This window comes from Pseudomonas sp. SMN11, assembly GCF_052041945.1.
Classification (GTDB): Bacteria; Pseudomonadota; Gammaproteobacteria; order Pseudomonadales; family Pseudomonadaceae; genus Aquipseudomonas.
Genome location: NZ_JBKGGW010000053.1, coordinates 1 through 21387 on the forward strand (window position 1 = coordinate 1; position 21387 = coordinate 21387).

The 21387-nt window shown below is 65.4% G+C and carries 9 protein-coding genes and 1 pseudogene; 7 read left to right on the forward strand and 3 right to left on the reverse strand.

What is annotated here, in order from left to right:
- From ACLEJU_RS27150 to ACLEJU_RS27180, 7 genes are all read left to right on the forward strand, one after another.
- A partial coding sequence (locus ACLEJU_RS27150; protein WP_440776760.1) for a BapA/Bap/LapF family large adhesin occupies positions 1-11893 on the forward strand: 11893 nt, incomplete at its 5' end.
- 63 nt (positions 11894-11956) lie between these two features.
- Positions 11957-13390: a TolC family outer membrane protein gene (locus tag ACLEJU_RS27155; protein WP_435424858.1), complete on the forward strand. Its 1434-nt coding sequence runs from the start codon at positions 11957-11959 to the stop codon at positions 13388-13390.
- Entirely contained in the window at positions 13387-15555 is a 2169-nt protein-coding gene (locus ACLEJU_RS27160; protein ID WP_435424857.1) for a type I secretion system permease/ATPase, read from the forward strand. The genes ACLEJU_RS27155 and ACLEJU_RS27160 overlap by 4 nt, the downstream gene beginning before the upstream one ends.
- Positions 15552-16736 (forward strand): HlyD family type I secretion periplasmic adaptor subunit, encoded by a 1185-nt coding sequence (locus tag ACLEJU_RS27165; RefSeq protein WP_435424856.1) that lies wholly within the window; start codon positions 15552-15554, stop codon positions 16734-16736. The genes ACLEJU_RS27160 and ACLEJU_RS27165 overlap by 4 nt, the downstream gene beginning before the upstream one ends.
- A gap of 209 nt (positions 16737-16945) precedes the next feature.
- Positions 16946-17845 carry a chemotaxis protein gene (locus ACLEJU_RS27170; RefSeq protein ID WP_079229680.1) on the forward strand — a complete coding sequence of 300 codons (900 nt, stop codon included), beginning with the start codon at positions 16946-16948 and terminating at the stop codon, positions 17843-17845.
- A 98-nt stretch (positions 17846-17943) separates the two neighbouring features.
- Entirely contained in the window at positions 17944-18255 is a 312-nt protein-coding gene (locus ACLEJU_RS27175; protein ID WP_435425662.1) for a hypothetical protein, read from the forward strand.
- On the forward strand, positions 18252-18986 hold the full coding sequence (locus ACLEJU_RS27180; RefSeq protein ID WP_435425663.1) for a YkgJ family cysteine cluster protein: 735 nt from the start codon (positions 18252-18254) through the stop codon (positions 18984-18986). Before ACLEJU_RS27175 ends, ACLEJU_RS27180 begins: the two co-directional genes overlap by 4 nt.
- 64 nt (positions 18987-19050) lie before the next feature.
- On the opposite strand, the gene ACLEJU_RS27185 is transcribed toward ACLEJU_RS27180, so the two are convergent.
- From ACLEJU_RS27185 to ACLEJU_RS27195, 3 genes and pseudogenes are all read right to left on the reverse strand, one after another.
- Positions 19051-19302 (reverse strand): DUF3077 domain-containing protein, encoded by a 252-nt coding sequence (locus tag ACLEJU_RS27185; protein ID WP_435425664.1) that lies wholly within the window; start codon positions 19300-19302, stop codon positions 19051-19053.
- Positions 19292-19549, reverse strand: coding sequence for a hypothetical protein (locus tag ACLEJU_RS27190; RefSeq protein WP_435425665.1), 258 nt, complete (start codon positions 19547-19549; stop codon positions 19292-19294). Before ACLEJU_RS27190 ends, ACLEJU_RS27185 begins: the two co-directional genes overlap by 11 nt.
- Positions 19550-19955: 406 nt before the next feature.
- Positions 19956-21296: pseudogene (locus ACLEJU_RS27195) on the reverse strand (IS3 family transposase).
- Between the last annotated feature and the right edge of the window lie 91 nt (positions 21297-21387).

Here is a 21387-nt window from a genome sequence, read left to right on the forward strand (position 1 = left end):
CGCGCAGGTCGACGGTGAAGTGCTGCAAGTCACCGCCACCGACGCAGCTGGCAATACGTCCAACGCTGGCAACGTCACCGCCCCCGACATCGATGGCGGCGATACCACGCCACCCGATGCGCCCACCAACCTGGTGATCGCCCTGGCCGGCCAGCAGCTCAGTGGCCGTGGCGAAGTGGGCGCCAGCGTGCAGGTGCGCGATGCTCAGGGCAACCTGATCGCCAGTGGCACCGTCGCCGGCGATGGCAACTTCCAGATTACCCTCAACCCGCCCGTGAACGATGGCAGCAGCGTGCAAGTAACCCTCACCGACGCCGCCGGCAACGTGTCGCAACCAGGCTCGGTGACCTCGCCCGACCTGCAACCCCCGGCACAACCCACCGACCTGGCCCTGATCGATGGCGTGACCCTGAGCGGTAAAGGTGAAGCCAACAGCATCGTGCAAGTGCGCGATGGCAGCGGCAACCTGATCGGCAGCGGCACGGTGGGTGCCGATGGCAACTTCAGCATTACCCTCTCCCCGGCCCAGGCCAATGGCGAAACGCTGGACGTGCGCCTGACCGACGCGGCGGGCAATACCTCCGTGCCACTCGATTACACGGCGCCGGATATAACCCCACCTGCCGAAGTCAGCAATATTGCGGTCGGCAACGGCGGCCTGGCCTTGAGTGGCCGCGGCGAGGCCGGTGCCACCGTCGAGGTGCGCGATGCCAGTGGCAACCTGCTTGGCCAAGGTATTGTCAGTGCCAATGGCACCTTCCTGATCGACCTGGCTCCCGCCGCGCAGCCGGGCGAGCGCTTGAGCCTGGTACAGACCGATGCAGCCGGCAACCCTTCCCCAGCGGTGCAATATGACATACCGCTGACCCAGGTACCGGACAGTCCCAGCGGCCTGGTCATTGCCGCCGACGGCAGCAGCCTCAGCGGCAACGCCCCGGCCGGCACCCGTGTAGATGTGCGCGATGCCAACGGCACCGTGGTGGGCAGCGTGGTGGTTGGCGCCGAAGGCACCTTCAACGTCGTGCTCAACCCGGCGCAGGCCAATGGCGAACTGCTGAACGTGACTGCCGTCGACACCGCCGGCGGCGTCTCCCTGCCCGCTCAGATCAGCGCCCCGGACATCACCGCCCCAATCGCGCCCGACAACCTTGCCGTCAGCGCCGATGGCAGCACGGTCAGCGGCCGCGCGGAGCCGGGCAGCACCGTACGGGTATTGGCCGCCGATGGCACCACCGTGCTCGGCACCGCCGTGGCCGGCGCTTCAGGCGCCTTCAGCGTCACCGTCACGCCCGCGCAAGTCGACGGTGAGCAATTGCAGGTTACTGCCACCGACGCTGCAGGCAACACCTCCACGGCAGGCAACGTCACCGCGCCGGACGTCGATGGCGGTGGTGACACCACTCCGCCGCAGCCCGCCACCGACCTGATCATCAGTGCCGATGGCCGCACGGTTTCCGGCCGCGGCGAAATCAATGCCACGGTCAATGTGCTGAATGACCAGGGCCAAGTGATCGGTACCGGTACCGTGCAAGCCGATGGCTCCTTCACCTTGCAACTGACGGCACCCGTGGTCGATGGCTCGTCGCTGCAGGTCACCCTCACCGACGCCGCTGGCAACGTCTCGACACCCAGCCCGCTGACCTCGCCGGACCACCTGGCGCCTGCGCAACCGATCGGGCTCAGCCTGACCGATGGCATCACCTTGGCCGGCACCGCCGAGCCGGGTGCCCGAATCGATGTGCGTGATGCCGATGGCAACCTGATCGGCAGCGGCATCGTCGCTGCGGATGGCAGCTTCAGCCTGGTCCTCGCCCCTGCCCAGGCCAATGGTGAGCAACTGTCCATCACCGCCACCGACGCGGCCGGCAACGCCTCTACGCCGCTGAGCTACACCGCACCGGATATCACCCCGCCAGCAATCATCAACAATGTGGTGGTCGGTGACGGCAGCCTGACGGTTTCTGGCCGCGGCGAGCCTGGCGCGACGGTGGAAATCCGCGATGTCAATGGCTCTGTCCTCGGCACCGGTGTAGTCGCGGCCAATGGCACGTTCCTGGTCAACCTCGATAACCCGGTCACTGCGGGCGAGGTGCTGGTGCTGGTGCAAACCGACGCTGCCGGCAACCCGTCGGTGGCCCTGACGGTCATCGTCCCGGCCACCGAAGTGCCGGAAAGCCCCAGCGGGCTGGTGGTCGCCGCCGATGGCACATCGATCAGCGGCAGCGCGCAAGCCGGCAGCTTGGTGGAGGTCCGCGATGCCAACGGCAACGTGATCGGTAGCGTCCAAGCCGGCAACGATGGCACCTTCACCATCAGCCTCATTCCGGCCCAGGCCAACGGCGAACTGCTCGACGTGGTTGCCATCGATGCCGACGGCAACAGCTCGTTGCCGACCCAGATCAGCGCACCGGACATCACCCCGCCCAACCAGGCCAGCGACCTGGTGGTGAGCGCCGACGGCGTCACCCTCACCGGCCGCGGCGAACCTGGCAGCACGGTGCAGGTGACCAACGCCCAGGGCACGCTGCTCGGTAGCGCGATAGTAGGTGCCAACGGCCAGTTCAGCGTTACCCTGGCCCCCGCGCAAACCGATGGTCAGGCACTGGATGTGGTACTGCGCGATGCCGCAGGCAACACCTCGACCGCCAACATTACCGCCCCGGATACAGATGGCCCGTTGCAGCCTTCCGCCCTGAGTGTCGACATCACCGGCCTGCACCTCACCGGCCTGGGCCAGGTCGGCTCGACGGTGACCGTGCGCGCGGCCAATGGCAGCGTGCTGGGTACTGCGCTGGTCGGCGCCGACGGGCGCTTCGACGTCACCCTCACTGCGGCGCAGCGCAACGGTGAAAGCCTGACCGTGGAGGCCACCGACAGCCTCGGCAACAGTGCCGGGCCAGTGGCCTTCACCGCACCCGACCACACCCCGCCACAGGTGGTCGGCAGTCCAAGCATCGACGGCACGGGCACGACGGTCAGCGGTACCGGTGAACCCGGTGCCACGGTCACGGTACGCGGCCCAGACGGCAGCGTGCTGGGCAGCGCACTGGTGGCTGGCGATGGCAGCTTCGCGGTCACCCTGGTTCCGCCACAGACCAACGGCCAGGCATTGACCGTCGAACAGACCGACCTTGCCGGTAACGTTTCTGCCGCCGTCGGTTTACCGTCCCCGGATACCCAGGCGCCGAATGCGCCGATCGGCCTGCTGCTGTCGGCCGACGGCGCCGTCGTCACCGGTAGCGGCGAGCCTGGCGCGCAAGTGAAAGTGACCGGCGTCGGTGGCGTGGTACTGGGCACTGCAGTGGTTCAGGCCGATGGCAGTTTCAGCGTGTCCCTCATCCCTGCGCAGCTCAACGGCCAGACCTTGTCCGTCACCCAGACCGATGGGGGCGGCAACGCCTCTGGCGCCGGCACCGTGGTCGCCAGTGACCTGCAAGCACCCAGCCCGGCAGTGGTCCTGGGGTTGGTCAGCGGCGGCACCGTGCTCAACGGTGTGGGCGAAATCGGCACGACCGTGGAAGTGCGTAACAGCGCCGGGCAATTGCTCGGCGACGGCATTGTCGGTGCCGATGGCAGCTTCAGTATCACCCTCAGCACCCCACAGACCAATGGCCAGGTCCTGTCGGTGGTACTGATCGACGGTGCCGGCAACAACTCGCCATCGACCTCGTTCACCGCACCGGACACCACCGGCCCGGCCACGCCGGCTGGCCTGCAAGTCAGCGCCGACGGCAGCAGCGTGCACGGCACTGGCGAAGTCGGCGCGACGGTCGAGGTTCGCAACGCCGCAGGCGACCTGCTTGGCAGCGTGGTGGTGCCCGCCGGTGGCAGTTTCAGTGTGGCCCTGACCCCGGCGCAACTCGATGGCCAGACGCTTCAGGTTACCTTGCTCGACCCCGCAGGCAACGCGTCCACCAGCGCACCGGTCAGCGCGCCGGACATTACCCCGCCGGAGTTGCCCGTCGGGCTATTGGTCAGCCCGGACGGCAGCACCGTCACCGGCACTGCGCCAGGTGCCAGCTCGGTGACCGTGACCGACCCGAACGGCAACGTGGTGACCGTCGCGGTCAACGGCGATGGTAGCTTCAGCGTGCCACTGGATACGCCGCTCACCAACGGTGAGACCCTGAGCGTGGTGGTCAGCGATGCAGCCGGCAACGCAACCGCGCCATCCACCGTCACTGCGCCCGACACCACCCCGCCCGCCCCGGCCGCCGACGTCACGGTCAGCCCCGACGGCGGCACCATCAGCGGCAGCGCCGAGCCTGGCACAACGGTCATCGTGCGCGACGGCAACACCGAGCTGGGCACCGGCACCGCCGGGCCGGATGGCACCTTCGTGATACCGGTCAACCCACCTCTGGTCACCGGCGACACGGTGCAAGTGGTGGTACGCGATGGCGGTGGCAACGAAACATCCATCAATGTCAGCGGCCCTGACGGCACCGAAGCCGCCACGCCATCCGCCCTGTCGTTGAGTGCCGACGGTTTCCTGCTGACCGGTGAAGGCACAGTCGGCTCACTGATCACCGTTACCTCCGGCGGCACCACCCTGGGCACTGGCACGGTCGGCACCGATGGCGTCTTCCACATCTTCTTCGCCAATGCCCTGCTCAATGCCCAGACCCTGCAGGTCAGCGCTCGCCTGGCGGTCGGAGGCAAACCGTCGGTGCCGGCGATCATTGTCGCCGCCGACACCACTGCGCCGGATGCGCCGAACCTGCTGGCCCTCGACCGCACCGGCAGCACCCTGACCGGCCACGGTGAAGTGGGCGCCACGGTACGTGTGGTCGATGCCCAAGGCACCGTGCTGGGCACCGCGACCGTCGCCAGCAACGGCCTGTTCAGCGTCACCCTGATACCGCCCCAGGCCAATGGCCAGAACCTCACCATCACCCAGGCCGACGCCGCCGGCAACGTTTCGTTGGCGGCCACGCTGCAAGCAGCCGACCTGCAGGCGCCGAACGCCGCCACTGGCCTGAGCCTGAACAGCGCTGCCACCGTGGTCAGTGGCCAGGGCGAAGCCGGTGCGACCGTGACCGTGCGTGACGCCAGCGGCGCCATTCTGGCCACCGGCACGGTAAACCTGAGCGGGCAGTTCCAGATCACCCTGCCCAGCGCGCAAACCACCGGCAGCCCGCTGCAGGTGACCCTGACCGATGCCGCGGGCAACGTGTCCGGCCCTGCCAGCCTGGCGACGCCAGACCGCACACCACCCGCCGCAGTTGGCAACCCGGTACTCAGTGCCGACGGCAAGCAGTTGTCCGGCAGCGGCGAAGTGGGTGCCACCGTGCAGGTGCGCAATGCCGCCGGCACCGTGCTTGGGAGTGCCATCGTAGGCACCGACGGGCGCTTCACGGTGATATTCGACACGCCGCAGATCAGCGGCCAGGCGATTGGTGTGAGCCAGGTGGACGCCGCTGGCAACGTGTCGCCCGCCATCAGCCTGGCGACTCCAGACCTGACCGCGCCAACCGCGTTGACCAACGTGGTGCTCAACAACAACGGGCTCACCCTCACAGGCCTCGGCGAAGCCGGTGCCAGCGTGACCGTGCGCGGCGCGGATGGCACCATCATCGGCACCGGCCTGGTAGCGGCCAATGGCAGCTTTACCCTCACCCTCACCAGTGCCCAGCTCAATGCCCAGCACCTGAGCGTGACCCAGACCGACGCCAGCAACAACACCTCCACCGCCGTCAGCGTCATCGCACCTGACCATACGCCACCCGCGGCGCCTAGCGCCCTGGCCCTGTCCAGTGGCGGCCTGCAGCTGAGCGGTAACGCCGAAGCGGGCAGCACCGTGACCGTGCGCGATGCCGCGGGCAATGTGCTGGGTACCGCCGTGGCCACCAGCAACGGCACCTTCCAGCTCACCTTGAACAGCGCGCAGAGCAACGGCCAGACCCTGCAGGTGACCGCCACCGATGCCGCGGGCAATATCTCGACTGCCGCCTCCTACACGGCCGCCGACACGACGCCACCGGCCGCAGTCGCCAGCCTCGCCGTCGCTGCCAATGGTGCGACGCTGGCGGGGACCGGCGAGGTCGGCGCCACAGTCACTGTGCGCACACCGGACGGCACGATCCTGGGCACGGCGGTCGTCGGTGCCGATGGCCACTTCAGCGTGACCTTGATCCCTGCCGCCAGCACCGGCGAAATCCTCAGCGTGACCCAGGCTGATGCCGCACTCAACACCTCCCCTGCATTGACGGTCACCGCACCCGGGATCACCGCGCCGGACATCCCCGGCAACCTGGTGTTGTCGGCCAATGGCCTGGCCGTCACCGGCACGGCCACGCCGGGTACCACGGTCAACGTCTACGGCCCCTCAGGCACGTTGCTCGGCAGCGCACCGGTGGGCAACGATGGCACTTTCACCGTCACCCTCGGCAGTGCCCAGGCCAACGGCGAAGTCCTGCATGTGAGCGCGGTGGGCACCGACGGCGGCGTTTCGCTACCGGCCACCCTGCAGGCGCCGGATACCACCGCGCCGCAACCGCTGAGCAACCTGGTGCTGTCCGCCGATGGCCTGGTACTGACCGGCCACGGGGAAGCCGGCGCCACCGTTACGGTAACAGGCCTCGGCGGGCTGGCGCTGGGCACCGCAGTGGTCGATGCCAACGGCAACTTCACCCTCAACCTCAATGCCGCACAGATCAACGGGCAACTGCTCAGCGCCGCGCAAACCGACGCCGCAGGCAACGAGTCCAACAGCATCAGCCTCACCGCGCCAGACCGGGTAGCGCCGGATGCAGCGGCCAACCTGGCATTCGCCGGGGGCGGCACACTGCTCAACGGTACCGGCGAAGCTAATGCCCTGGTCAAGGTCGTCGCGCTCGACGGTAGCGTGCTGGGCACTGGTGTGGTCCTGGCCAACGGCACCTTCCAGGTTACCCTGCTCACACCGCAGGCCAACGGCCAGCAAGTGCAGGTGGTACTGACCGATGCCGCCGGCAACCAGTCCACCGCCGCCGCTATTACCGCGCCGGATACGACTCCACCAAATGCGCCCAGCGAACTGGCCATTTCCAGTGATGGCGTGACCATCACCGGCCGGGGCGAAGCGGGGGCATCGGTTACGGTCCTCAACCCCCTCGGCCAAACGATCGGCACGGCGCTGGTCGATGCCAGCGGCCACTTCACCATCACCCTCAACCCGGCATTGGGCAATGCCGAACTGCTCAGCTTTACCCAGACCGACAGCGCTGGCAACGTGTCGGCCGTCGCGACCCTGCAGACACCGGACTTCACCCCGCCAGACCTGCTCACCAACGTCGCCATCAACGCCGACGGCAGCGTGGTCACAGGTTCCGGCGAACCGGGTGCGACCGTTACGGTGACCAACGCCGCGGGCGTACTACTGGGCACCACCCTGGTGCTCGCCGATGGCAGCTTCCGCGTTACGCTGACCCCCGCACAGATCAACCAGCAGGTGCTGTCGGTACAGCAGGCCGACCCACCCGGCAACATCAGCGAACCGGTCTCGGTCAACGCACCGGACCTGACCCCGCCGGCTGCGGCGGCCTCGCTGCACCTCAATGCTGCCGGCGACCAGCTCAGCGGCACTGGCGAGGCCGGTACCACGGTGCGGGTCTACGTCGGCACCGTGGAGATCGGCACCACCACGGTGGCGGCCAACGGCACCTTCGTGGTCAACCTGAGCGCAGCGCAACTCAACGGCGAGGTGCTGCAGGTCACCCTGCAGGATGCCAGCAACAACATCTCGCCAATCAGCAGCCTCACCGCCGTCGACATTACCCCACCGGCCACGGTAGCCGCTGCCCTCAACGCCAGTGGCACTCAGATCAGCGGTATCCCACTTAGCGCTGAGGCTGGCGCGCACATCACGGTGATGAACAACCTGGGTAACCTGATCGGTCAAGGCACCGTTGCCGCCGATGGCAGCTTCGTGATCACCCTCACCACTGCGCAAATCAATGGCCAAGTGCTGACCATTATCGCCCAGGACGCCACCGGCAACCCATCCGCGCCGCTGTTGCTGACCGCACCGGACCTGACCCCACCTGTACAGCCCGGCAACCTGGTCCTCACCGGCGGCACATTGCTCACCGGTACGGGCGAGGTTGGCAGCACCATCACCGTACGCGCTCCGGACAACACCGTACTGGGCACTGTCACGGTGCCGGCTGGCGGCGTCTTCACCGTCACCTTCGCAAGTTCGCAGAGCACTGGCCAAGTGCTGACCGTGGTGTCGACCGATGCCGCTGGCAATGCCTCGCAGCCGGCCACCTATCAGACCATCGACACCGTGCCACCCACGGCGGTCACCAACCTCGCCGTCAACAACACCTACAACATCCTCACCGGGCGCGGCGAAGCCGGCGCGAACGTGACGGTCAGCTTCGGCGGCGTGGTGATCGGCACGGGTCAGGTCGACAGTGGCGGCAACTTCTCGATCAACCTGTCACCTGCACCGGGTTCGGCCGCATCCCTGGCCGTCACGCAAACCGACGCTGCCAACAACACGTCGGCGGTGGCGACCTTTATCACCCCACTGGTGCCACCGCCCGAGCCACCGGTCAACGTGGCGCTGGCCGCCAACGGCCTGACCCTCACCGGTACCGCCGCCACCGGCACGTCGATTCGCGTCTACGACGCCGCCGGCAACCTGATCGGCAGTGGCTCGGCCAACATTGGCAACGGTGGCTTCAGCATCACCTTGAGCGCTGCCCAACTCAACGGCCAACACCTGTCCGTGACCTCGGTGTCGCTGTTGGGCGGTGAGTCGCAGCCGGTGTTCCTGACAGCAGCCGACATCACCCCACCGGCCAACCCGGTGGTCAGCGCGCTGTCGGCCAACGGCCTGGTGCTCACCGGTACCGGTGAAGCCGGCGCCACGGTGACCGTGCGCGATGCCAGCGGCAACGTGCTCGGTACCGGCCTGGTCAATGGCGGCGGGGTGTTCAGCATCAATCTGGCCAGCGCCCAGCTCAACGGCCAAGTACTGAGCCTGACCCAGGCCGACGTCGCGCTGAACGTGTCCGGCGCCACCAGCTATACCGCACCGGACGTTCAGGCCCCGCTGGCACCGACCAACCTGGCGATCAATGGCACCGGGACCGTGCTCACTGGCGTCGGCGAAGCGGGCGCCACCGTGACGGTGACAGGCCCTGGTGGAACTGAAGTTGGCAGAGCCGTAGTGCAGGCCAACGGTACATTCAGCGTCACCCTGACCACCGCACAGAACGACGGCCAAGCCCTGGTGGTGCGCCAGGCCGATGCCGCCGGCAACCTGTCTGGCAGCACCGGCATCACCGCGCCAGACACCACCCCGCCAGCCGCGCCGGTGGCAGCGATCAATGCCAACGGCACGTCCATCAGCGGCTCCGGCCAGATCGGCAGTACGGTGACCGTGCGCAACAGTGCCGGCACCGTCCTCGGCACCGCCACGGTGGGTAGCAACGGCCTGTTCGTGGTCAGCCTTACCGCCGCGCAGATCGACAACCAGGCGCTGAGCGTCACCCTGACCGATGTCGCTGGCAACACCTCGACCGCCACCGCGCTGACCGCACCGGACTTCACGCCACCGGCCAACGCGGCCAATCTGGTGATCAGCGCCGACGGCACCACCCTCACCGGCACCGGCGAGGTCGGCGCCACGGTCACCGTGCGCAGCGCCAGCGGCACCGTGTTGCAGACCGCGACCGTGCAACCCAACGGCACCTTCACCGTCACCCTGAGCCCTGCCCAGGACAACGGCCAGGTGCTGTCGGTAACCTTGACCGACCCGCGCAGCAACGTGTCCGGCAACGTCAACATCACTGCACCGGACGTCGATGCCAACGCCCCGGTAATCGCCAGCAACAACCTGGCCACCGCCACCGTCAACCTGGCGCCGGTCACCGCCACCACCACCTACACCGACAGCTTCACCACCCTGTTGTCGGGCTTCAGCAAGACCTACACCTGGACGGTTGCGCCTGGCACCACGGTCGACCCGACCTTGACGCTGACCACCAACAGTGTGCTGGCGCTGCTCAACAACTCCACCTTCACCCTGCAGGTGAAGGACGCCAGCGGCGCCTGGGTGACCCTCGCCACCGGCAACACCCAGGGGTTGCTCGACCTGATCGTGCTGCCACTGGGGCTGCAGGTCGACATCGGCAAGCTGCAGGCCGGCGATTACCGTCTGACCGTGGCCAGCGGCGGTATTGGCCTGATAACCCAGGTCACCACCAGCCTGGACATCGAAGCCACGAGCCTGACCCAGTTCACCGGCACCGGCACCGCTACCTCGGGCAACGTCATCACCGACCCGGGCACCAATGGCGTGGTCGACTCCCTCGGCCCGGACAGCGGCGCCGTGCTGAAGATACTGGTCAACGGCAGCTACGTGACCGCCGCCAGTGGCGCGGGCACCACGGTGCAGGGCCAATACGGCACCCTGGTGATCCATGCCGACGGCAGCTACACCTACACCCCGAGCGGCAGCCCGTCGAGCGTCGGCAAGGTGGATGTGTTCAGCTATGAACTGGTGCACCCGAACGGGCTGACCGCCACGGCCAACCTCTACGTGCGCATCGACAGCCCACAGGCCACGGAGATCTGGAACGACAGCAACCTCAGCGCGCCGGCCACGGTGGTGGATGCCGTCAACGACGTCGACAGCAGCCACATCACCCTGGCCAACCGGGTCGACAGCAGCAGCGCCACCCTGGGCTCGCTGACCCTGCCACTGATCGGCTCGCGCTCGGCCACCTACACCACCACGGTGGCCGCCGACACCACGGCCAACCTGCAAGTGGTGGTCAACTCCACCAACCTGCTGGGCCTGCTCAACGGCACCACCATTCAACTGCTCAAGCTCAACCCAGCCACCGGCCAATACGTGGTGGTGGAGACGGTGGGTGGCGGCTCGCTCATCAGCCTGCTCGGCGGTGGCGCCGGCTATACCTTCCAGAACCAGGGCGCAGGTACTTACCACATCGTGGTCAGCGCCGGCGGCATCGGCCTGGCCAGCTCCATCACCACCAGCCTCAACACCACCACCACGCACCTCACCGAGTTCGTGGTCAGCAGCGCCACGGCGGCGAGCGGCAACCTGATCACCGATCCGGCCGGTACCGACAATCTGGGTTCGGCATTGACTGTGCTGAGCGTGCTGACCGCCGCCGGCACCTACACCATCCCCGGCTACAACGGGGTTAGCGTTGCCGGCACCTACGGCACGCTGCTGGTGCATGCCGATGGCAGCTACACCTATACCCTCAAGAGCGGGCTGACCTCGGCGGTGATCGGCCAGCACGATACCTTCACCTATGAGCTGACCCACCCTAACGGCACCACCGACACCGCTACATTGACCGTCAACCTGGACAACGCCGCCGGCCTCACCACCTTCTCCGCGCTGGTGGCCGACCCCAGCGACGACAGCGTGGCCGTGGCCAGCGTCGCAGCCTCAGCCTCCAGCGAGGTGATCGCCGGCACCGACGGCAACGACCATCTGGTCGGCAGCCAGGGCGGGCACATCACCCTGGAAGGCGGCGCGGGCAACGACACCCTCGAAGTGGTCGACCAGAACTTCGCCAGCGTCGATGGCGGCACCGGTACCGACACCCTGCTGTGGGGCGGCGGCGATGCCAGCATCGACCTGGGCAACCTGGCCGACCGTATCCACAACATCGAGGTCATCGACCTCAACGACACCAGTGCCGTAGCGCTGACCCTCAACCTGGCGGACGTGGTGAAGATCACTGAAACCGGCAACGACACGCTGATCATCAAGGGAGATGACAAAGACTCGGTGCACATGACGGACAACTGGTCCCTGGTCGGGAACCAATCTGTCGACGGTATCGACTATAACCAATACACGGCCCAGGAAGATCCGAGCCATCACCTCTGGGTGCAGAACAGCATCCATGTTGTCTGAGGCCGCTGCATCCCGCCGGGCACACTGCCCGGCGGCAAGGACGAACAGCAGTAAGGGAATTTCGTGAAGCGAAGCAGTACGCTGTCACCGCTGTGGCTGGGAGCCTTCGGGCTCCTGGTGTTGAACCTAGACCCGGTTGCCCAGGCAGCCGACGACATAGACCCCAGACTGCGTACCATCGGGCCGTCATTGATGCGCGACGCGCCCGATGCCATTCCCGCCCGCCCTCCTTCCGGCCAGGCCGCCAGCAATGGCGACCGCCTGGGGCTGGCCGAAGCGGTGCTGACCGCCGCGCAGTGGCACCCAAGCATCGCCGAAGCGGTCGGCAACCTCTACAAGCAGGGCGAAGGGATCAACGTCGCCCGTGCCGGTTACTACCCACAGATTTCCGGCGGTATCCGCACCGGCTATGACACCGGATACGGCGGCGACCGCAACAGCCAGGCGCTGAACCTGTCGTTGAAGCAGATGCTCTACGACTTCGGCAAGGTCGACAATGCCGTCAGTGCCGCCCAGGCCGCCGCTACCCGGGCCCAGGCCAACATCCTGCTGGTGGTCGACGACCTTGCCCGCGACACCGCTTACGCCTGGATCGAAACCCGCCGTTACGAACAATTGATGGGCATCGCCCGCGACCAGATCCGTGGCGTTGGCGACATCGCCGGCATGGCCCGCCAGCGCAGCGACATGGGCGCCAGCACCCGCTCCGATGTGGTCCAGGCCGAGTCGCGGGTGGAAGGCGCCCGCGCCACCCTCGAGGAATACCAGTCGCAGTACGAACGCTGGCGTTCGACTCTGGCCGAACTGCTTGGCCGGGTGCCACCGCCGGCCTTGGCCGAAGCATCGCCACCGGAACTGAAACAGGCGTGCAAGCGCTCTTCAGGCGGCAGCGACCGCTTGCCGGCGGTGCTGATGGCCCTGGCCTTGCGCGCCCAGTCCCAGGCCGAACTGGCCCAGGCCAAGGCCGAAGCCTACCCCACGCTGTCGCTGCAACCGCAGGTCAACCACTACCTGGACAACGACTACAACCGCGACAACCGCAGCCTGGACCGTACCCAGGCGGGCATCTACCTGAACGTCGAAGTACCCATCTACCAGGGTGGCGCCATCAGCGCCCGCAGCCGCGCTGCCGGCCATGCCCTGAGCGCCGCCGATTCCGCCGAAGACGCCGCGCGGCTGCAGGCCCGCCGCGGCTTGGCCGAAGCCATGGCACAGACGTCCGGGCTGGGCCGACGCCTGAATTCGCTGGAAGCGCGCCAGGCCAGCATCCAGGAAGCCCGCGAACTGTATGGCCGGCAGTACCTGGACCTGGGCACCCGCCCCTTGCTCGACCTGCTCAACGCCGAGCAGGAGATCTACCAGTCACGCTTCGAACTCGCCGGCACCCGCTCCGACCTGCTGCGCCTGGATGTCGACTGCCTGTACAACTCCGGCGCCCTGCGTACCGCCTTCGGGCTGGAAGGGCGCAACCTGCAAGGGGTGGAAATCGAGCCATGAACGATACCGTCAAGCTGACCCAGGCCGGTCAGGCGCAGAACCCTGAGACGGCGGTGGTGCACCGGCCCGACTTGGGCCCCTGGCTGGAAGTAATGCTACAGGTCGCCCACCACTATCGCCTGGATGTCTCGCCCCAGCGCATCCGCCTGGCGGCGGTCGAAGATGCCCGCCCGCTGGATGAAATCCTCCGGCACATGGCACGCCAGGCCGGGCTGACCTTGCGCTTCGTGCGCTACGACGCCAAGGCTCTGCGCCAGTGGCGCACGCCGCTGGTGCTGGAACTGGACGATGGCCAGCTGGCCACGGTCGAGGCGGTGACCGAGGAAAACGAACTGGCCGTGGTGTTTGCCGGCGACCAGCGCCTGACCTCGCGGCTGCCCCGTGACGCACTCGAAGGGCGCATCAACCGCGTGGCCTTGATGCGCCCGGCACGGCCGCTGCGCGATGTGCGCACCGACGACTACACCGCGCCCTACGATCGCCACTGGTTTACCCGCATAGTGCTGCGCGACCTGCGCCCGTACGGCCAGGTGATGGTCGCCTCCTTGGTGGCCAACGTGCTGGCCCTGGCCGGGGTGCTGTTTTCGATGCAGGTGTATGACCGGGTGATCCCCGCCGAGTCCCTGCCGACCCTGTACGTGCTGTTCGGCGGCGTGGTGTTGGCGCTGGTGTTCGACTTCAGCATGCGCCTGCTGCGGCTGAAGGTCACCGACCTGCTGGGCAAGCGTGCCGATCTGCGGGTTTCCGACCTGGTCTACGGCCATGCGCTGCGCCTGCGCAATTCGGCACGGCCGAAATCCACCGGCTCCTTCATCTCGCAGTTGCGCGAGCTGGAGTCGATCCGTGACCTGATCACCTCGAGCACTGCCACGGCCTTGGCCGACCTGCCGTTCTTCCTGTTGTTCCTGCTGGTGTTCTGGCTGATCGGCGGGGTGCTGGTGTTCATCCCGCTGGTGGCGCTGCTGGCCATGGTCATCCCGGGGCTGCTGGCGCAGCGGCGCCTCGCGGCACTGGCCAATGCCTCGATGCGTGAGTCATCGCTGCGCAACGCCATGCTGGTAGAGAGCATCCAGGGCCTGGACGAGATCAAGGCGCTACAGGCCGAGGCGCGCTTCGAGCGCCAGTGGAACCAGTACAACGCTGCCTGCGCGCACACCAACCTGCGCCTGCGTACCCTGACCAACGGCCTGGTGACCTGGACCCAGAACGTGCAGGGCGCGGTGTTTGCCGTGGTCATCGTGATCGGTGCGCCGATGGTGATTGCCGGCGACCTCACCACCGGTAGCCTGGTGGCTGCCTCGATGCTGTCGTCACGCATGATGGCGCCGCTGGCGCAGCTGACCCATGTGCTGACCCGCTGGCAGCAGGCCAAGGTCGCCTTGCAAGGCCTGGACAAACTGATGCAGGCACCTGTCGACCACCCCGAAGGCGAGGCCCGCGTGCACCTGCCGGCGATCCGTGGCGAATATGCGCTGCGCCAGGCCCACTTCCGCTATAGCCCGGAAGCACAACCAGTGCTGAGCATCGGCCAGCTCGACATCCAGCCCGGCGAGCGCATCGCCGTGCTCGGGCGCAACGGCGCCGGCAAATCGACCCTGCTGCAGGCACTGGGCGGTGCCATGGACCTGAGCCAGGGCGAAGTCAACCTCGACGGCATCGCCATGGCCCACCTCGACCCGGCCGACCTGCGCCGTGACGTTGGCCTGCTGGCCCAATACGCCCGGCTGTTCCACGGCACCCTGCGGGAAAACCTCACCCTCGGCGCCGGCCAGGCCAGCGACCAGGAACTGGTGGCCGCGCTGGCTGCCACTGGTGCGCTGGAGTTCGTCCGCCACCTGCCCAAGGGCCTCGACCACCTGATTCTCGAAGGCGGCGTGGGCCTGTCCGGCGGGCAGCGCCAAGCCCTGGTGCTGGCGCGTTTGCTGGTTCGCCAACCGCAGGTGCTGTTGCTCGACGAGCCTACCGCCTCGCTCGACGACGTCACCGAACGCAAGCTGCTGGATAACCTCGATCGCTTCTGCCAGGGCCGCACGCTGGTGATCGCCACCCACCGCCTCAGCGTGCTACAGCGTGTGGACCGCATCATCGTGCTGGACGGCGGGCGCATCGTCATCGACGACAAACGCGACGCCGCCCTGGCCAAGCTGCAAGGAGCGCAGGCATGAGCAACCAAGAACTCCCCGCCTCCTACCTGGATGGCCAGGACGACCAGGCCGTGCTGCGCGCCGGGCGCGTCATCACAACCTGCGCGATCATGCTCGCTGCGTTCCTGGCCTGGGCTGCCTGCTTCGAGGTAACCGAGGTGTCCACCGGCACCGGCAAGGTGATCCCCAGTTCACGCGAGCAGGTGATCCAGTCGTTCGAAGGTGGCATCGTCGCCGAGATGAACGTGGCCGAAGGCGACCTAGTCGAGCGCGGTCAGGTGCTTGCCCAGCTTGACCCGACCAAGACCGCTTCCAGCGTTGGCGAGAGCGAAGCCAAGTACCGAGCGGCCAAGGCCAGCGTGGCGCGGCTGCGTGCCGAGGTCACCGGCAAGCCGCTGAGCTTCCCCGAAAGCCTGCGCGATTCGCCCGACCTGATCGACGCCGAAACGGCGCTGTACGAAACCCGCCGTCGCGGCCTGGAGCAGACCCTGGCTGGCATCGAAGATTCACTGCGGCTGGTGCGCGCGGAACTGAAGATCACCGAGAACCTGGCCAAGATGGGCGCCTCCAGCCGGGTCGAAGTGATCCGCCTGAACCGCCAGCGCTCGGAGCTGGAGCTCAAGGCCAACGAAGCCCGCTCCGAGTACCTGGTGCGAGCGCGCGAAGAGTTGGCCAAGGCCAGTGCCGAGGCCGACAGCCTGTCGGAAGTGATCCGCGGGCGCAGCGATTCGCTGACCCGCCTGACCCTGCGTTCGCCGGTACGCGGCATCGTCAAGGACATCGAGGTCAACACCTTGGGTGGCGTGGTGCAGCCTGGCGGGCAGGTGATGAAGATCGTACCGATGGACGAGCGCCTGCTGATCGAAACCCGCATCGCCCCACGGGACATCGCCTTCATCCACCCCGACCAAGCGGCCAAGGTCAAGATCAGTGCCTATGACTACTCGGTGTATGGCGGGCTGGAAGGCAAGGTGGTGGGCATTTCGCCGGATACCCTGCAGGACGAAGTGAAGCCGGAGATCTACTACTACCGGGTGTTCATCCGCACCGAACAGGACAGCCTGACCAACAAGGCCGGCAAGCACTTCGCGATCGTGCCGGGGATGATTGCCACGGTGGATATCCGTACGGGTGAGAAGACCATCCTCGATTACCTGATCAAACCGCTGAACCGCGCCCGCGAAGCCCTGCGCGAACGCTGATTGTAGGAGCGGCCTTGTGTCGCGAAAGGGCTGCGCAGCAGCCCCAACAATTTCAAGTTTATTGCTGCAATCTTGGGGCTGCTTCGCAGCCCTTTCGCGACACAAGGCCGCTCCTACAAGGCCCTGCGCCGCTCGGATGATGTGTGCAGCTAAAGAGCCGCCAGGTCAGGCCGATAACCCGTTATCCCCTGTCTCCCACGAAGGTCACCATGGCCACGCAAAATGCCCGCGCGGACTCGCTGTCACTGCTGCTGTTCACCCTGCGCAGCGGCAAGCTGATGGCAATCAACCTGCTCAAGGTCAGCGAGATCATCCCCTGCCCGCCACTGACCAAGCTGCCTGAATCGCACCCGCACGTTAAGGGCGTGGCGACCCTGCGCGGCAACTCGCTGTCGGTGATAGACCTGTCTCGGGCCATTGGCGAACGCCCGCTGGCCGACCCGGACGGCGGCTGCCTTATCGTCACCGAGATCAGCCGCTCGCGCCAAGGCCTGCACGTGCAGGCCGTGAGCCGCATCGTCCATTGCCTGAGCACCGACATCAAGCCGCCACCGTTCGGCTCGGGCAACCGGTCGTTCATCACCGGCGTGACCCGGGTCGACAACACCTTGGTGCAAGTGCTGGACATCGAAAAGGTCATCCACGGCATCGCCCCGCCGGAGCCTGAGCCACAGCCGGGTGAACTGAGCGAGGAAGACGCCAGCTTGCTGGCCGCCGCCAACATTCTGGTGGTCGACGACAGCCAGGTGGCGCTCCAACAGTCGGTGCACACCCTGCGCAACCTCGGCATCGACTGCCACACCGCACGCAGCGCCAAGGATGCGATGAACGTACTGCTGGAGCTGCAAGGCACCGCGCAAGAGATCAACATCATCGTTTCGGACATCGAGATGTCCGAGATGGACGGCTATGCCTTCACCCGCACCTTGCGCGAGACGCCGGACTTCCAGCACCTCTATGTGCTGCTGCACACCTCGCTGGACAGCGCCATGAGCAGCGAGAAAGCCAAGCTGGCCGGGGCCAATGCCATCCTCACCAAGTTCTCCTCGCCCGACCTGACCGACTGCCTGGTGACCGCGGCACGGACCGTGGTGTTTGCCGAGCGCTGAAGCTCGTGTTGTTATATTCAGCGACAAACTCCCTGGCTTGCCGCCAGGGATGACTCGGGCATAATTCGCGCCCCTCGGATCAATTCCCGGAACCGCGTATGAAGTTTTTCAGCTCTCTCCTGATCGCCTGCGTACTGTTCAGCGGTGCTGCCCAGGCCTCCAGCAGCCAGGCCTGGAACGAGCAACGCCAGCAGATGCTCAAGGCCTGCCTGAAGGCCAGCCAGTTCAAGGATGCCCATGCCCGCGGCAAACCGGCGGAGTTCGATGACCAGGTCGGTTTCAGTGCCCTGCTGATCGAAGGGGTTTATCCACAGAAGCACATGCAGCAACAGACGGGCACCGAACTGTGCCTGTACGACCGCAAGCAGCAGCAGGCCTTTGTCAGCGAATGGAACCCGGACGCCAAGTGAACGACAGCCTGCGTTTTGCCTGTACTGGTTGTGGCAAGTGCTGCACCGGCCACCATGTACCGCTGACCTTGGACGAGGCGCGCCAGTGGGCGGCAGGCGGTGGCCAGGTGGTGGTCTTGATCGAAGGCTTCGTGACCGATGGGCCGGGGATGCCGGTGGATCAGCGCGAGCATGTGCTGCGTCGCTCGTATCTGGTGCGTTGCGGCGGTAGCGAAGTGCGCGTTTCGGTGACTTTTGCCGCGTTCAACCCGGGGCGCTGTCGCAACCTCGACGACAACGACCTGTGCACCATTTATGAAAGCCGACCGCTGGTCTGTCGCATCTACCCGGTGGAAATCAATCCGCATATTCCGCTGCGGCCAGAGAACAAGGACTGCCCGCCCGAGGCTTGGGAGCAAGGGCCCGAGCTGATCCACGGCACACTGCCGGTGGACCCGGCGCTGCTGGCGCTGGTGCAGGCTTCGCGGCAGGCGGATCGTGATGATATCGCGGCCAAGGTGGCTATCTGCGAGGCGCTGGGGATGACCATCAGCGCGCTCAAGGGCAATGGGTTTACCGCTTGGCTGCCGGAGATGACGGCCTTTGCTGAGGTGCTGGCACAGGCGCCATCTGGGACCGGGGTTGAGTGGATGCTGCATGTGGAGCAGCCCGAGCTGGTGAGTGAGTTGCAGGGTCGGGGATTGCAGACCACTGCTGAGGCGCCGGTCTACTATGCCTTCATTGAATTTTAGGTAAGCAGGTCCGACCTCTTCGCGGGCACGCCCGCGAAGGGCTGCAAAGCGGCCCCAATAACGTTCAGGCGCTGCGATTCAAGACCATTTCCATATCATTGATCAGTGCCTTGGCCATGGCACTGAGAATCCGCGCCGCACTGCCTGCTATCAGGTTGCCCTCCATCTCCGCCTCTTCGCTCAAATGGCGGATGCAACCGGGCAAGACCGACAACTCATCGAAGGCATGATCGAGCGGGATGCCCGGCTGGATGGCGTACAGGTCCAGGAAGGTTTCTTTACCGGCTGTACTGCGGGACTTCAGCTCATTGGTCATGGGCCATCTCCTGCATTGCCATGTGACAGGCCAGGGTACGGAGCAGCTCGGTAAGAATACTCATTTTTTCCAGCAGGACCTGGCGGTGGTCTTTGGATTCGGTTTCGAGCAAGACTTGGATGGTGCTGGAGAGGCTGTCCATGAGAGCGGCAGCGTGGGGCTTGGCGTCTTCGACGGTTAGGTCGGCGATCATTGTGAGGTAACGGAGTGGGAACGAGGGTGGTGGATCCGGTACGATTTTCTTCATGGTGACTTCCCTATTAATGCTACTGGAAAGCGACCACCTTGCTCTTCTCACGGATTAGGTGGCAGCCGTACGCGAGGTGAGAAGTCCGCGTCACCAGAACCGCGGCCCAGACCGAAGTCTGCACGCGTACGGCTGCCATAACTCAGATGGCAATGGTGATACAACCGCAGCTTCTCACAGCCGCTCGCCGTTTTTGGCGAACCGTGAAGTTATCGCTGAAGCAGTTCCCCGCCTATCAGACGCCATCCGACAGAGCGCGTAGGATAATTCGTCACCCCCGCGCTCTTGAAGCATTTGGTTTCAGTTTGGGAATTTTCCTACAGCTGCTTGCCGCGCTCCGCTCTCCTGCGGGCGCCGCGCTTGCGGCCCATCGCCGGCAAGCGCGGCTCCCACAAGTTGGACAGTTTTAAGCTGCCGCCTGGGTCCTGTACTCGACAGGGCTCAGGCCATTGAGCCTTAGCTTGATGCGGTCATGGTTGTAGTAGTGAATGTACTCATCCAGGCCTGCTTTCAATTCATCAATACTCTCGAAGCGCTTGAGGTAGAAAAACTCTGACTTGAGTGTACCGAAGAAGCTTTCCATAGCCGCATTGTCCAGGCAATTGCCTTTACGAGACATCGCGACTGCGGAGCTTGTGACGATATTGAGCCTGCTGGTACTGCCATCCCTGGTCGGTGTGGAGCACTAGCTTCGGCTTCTCTCCCAGGATTTTGAATGCCTTGTCGAGCATGTTTCCAACCAGGCTGTATTGGGGGCGACTCGCCGTCTCGTAGGCGATGATTTCCCCGTTGTACAAATCCATCACTGGCGAAAGATAGAGCTTCTGTTGAGCCACCTTGAACTCGGTTACATCACTCACCCATTTCTGGTTAGGACGCTGGGCGACGAAATTTCGCTCCAGCAGATTCGTCGCTATCTTGCCAACAGCACCTCGGTAGGCCTGATATTTCTTGGGCCGCACCAGTGATTTCAGCCCCAGGGCAGCCATCAGCTCCTCGATGACCTTCTTGTTGACCAGCACCCCCTCCTTTCTAATCACGAGCGCAACGCGTCGGTAGCCGTAGCGCCCTTTCTCTTTGTGATAGATCTGCTGAATCTTCTCTTTAAGCTCGGCATATTTGTCCGGCTTCTGCTGGCGCTGCACCTGATAGTAAAAGGTACTGCGAGCCAGCCCGATCAGCCGCAGCAGGTCAGGCAAAGGAAATCTACGTTTGAGCTTGGAAACGATCAGGACTTTTTCCCCGATATTCGTTCCTTTTCCTCCCGCAGAGCCTTGAGCTCCTTTAAGACAGCATTCTCCATGCGCAGATATTCGAGCTCCGCCATCAGCTGGTCTCGGGACTTTTGCGAATCGTCGGTATCTGTGGGTTTTGCAGGTTTGATCTTCTTCGGCACTTTGATCGGCATGTTCTGGCGGTCGACAGGAGCTACAGGGTCACCACTGTAATACTGCCGCTGCCAGTTGCCTATCCGCGACGACTGGCCGAGGCCAAAATGCGCCGCGGTTTGGCGCATAGAAAGACGATGCTCGTGCATGTAGCTGAGCACCTGCCGCTTAAAATCGTCGTCATAACCCCGCCCGGGTAAGCGCGGAGAAGGGCTGGGGTTGCTCTGATGGCTGGCAACCCATCGGCGCAGCAGGCTGAAATCGATACCGAAATGTTGGGCTACCTTTCGGAAGCCGTTATCGCCATCCAGGTAGGCTGTGATGGCTGTGAGCTTGAACTGCTCTGTGTATTTGCCCATAGGTCCCCCAAGGGTTGGATTTTTTGTCCAACTTCTTGGGGGCAGTCCAAGTACAGCGCAGGAGTGGAAGCTGGTCCCCCCCCAACCTGTC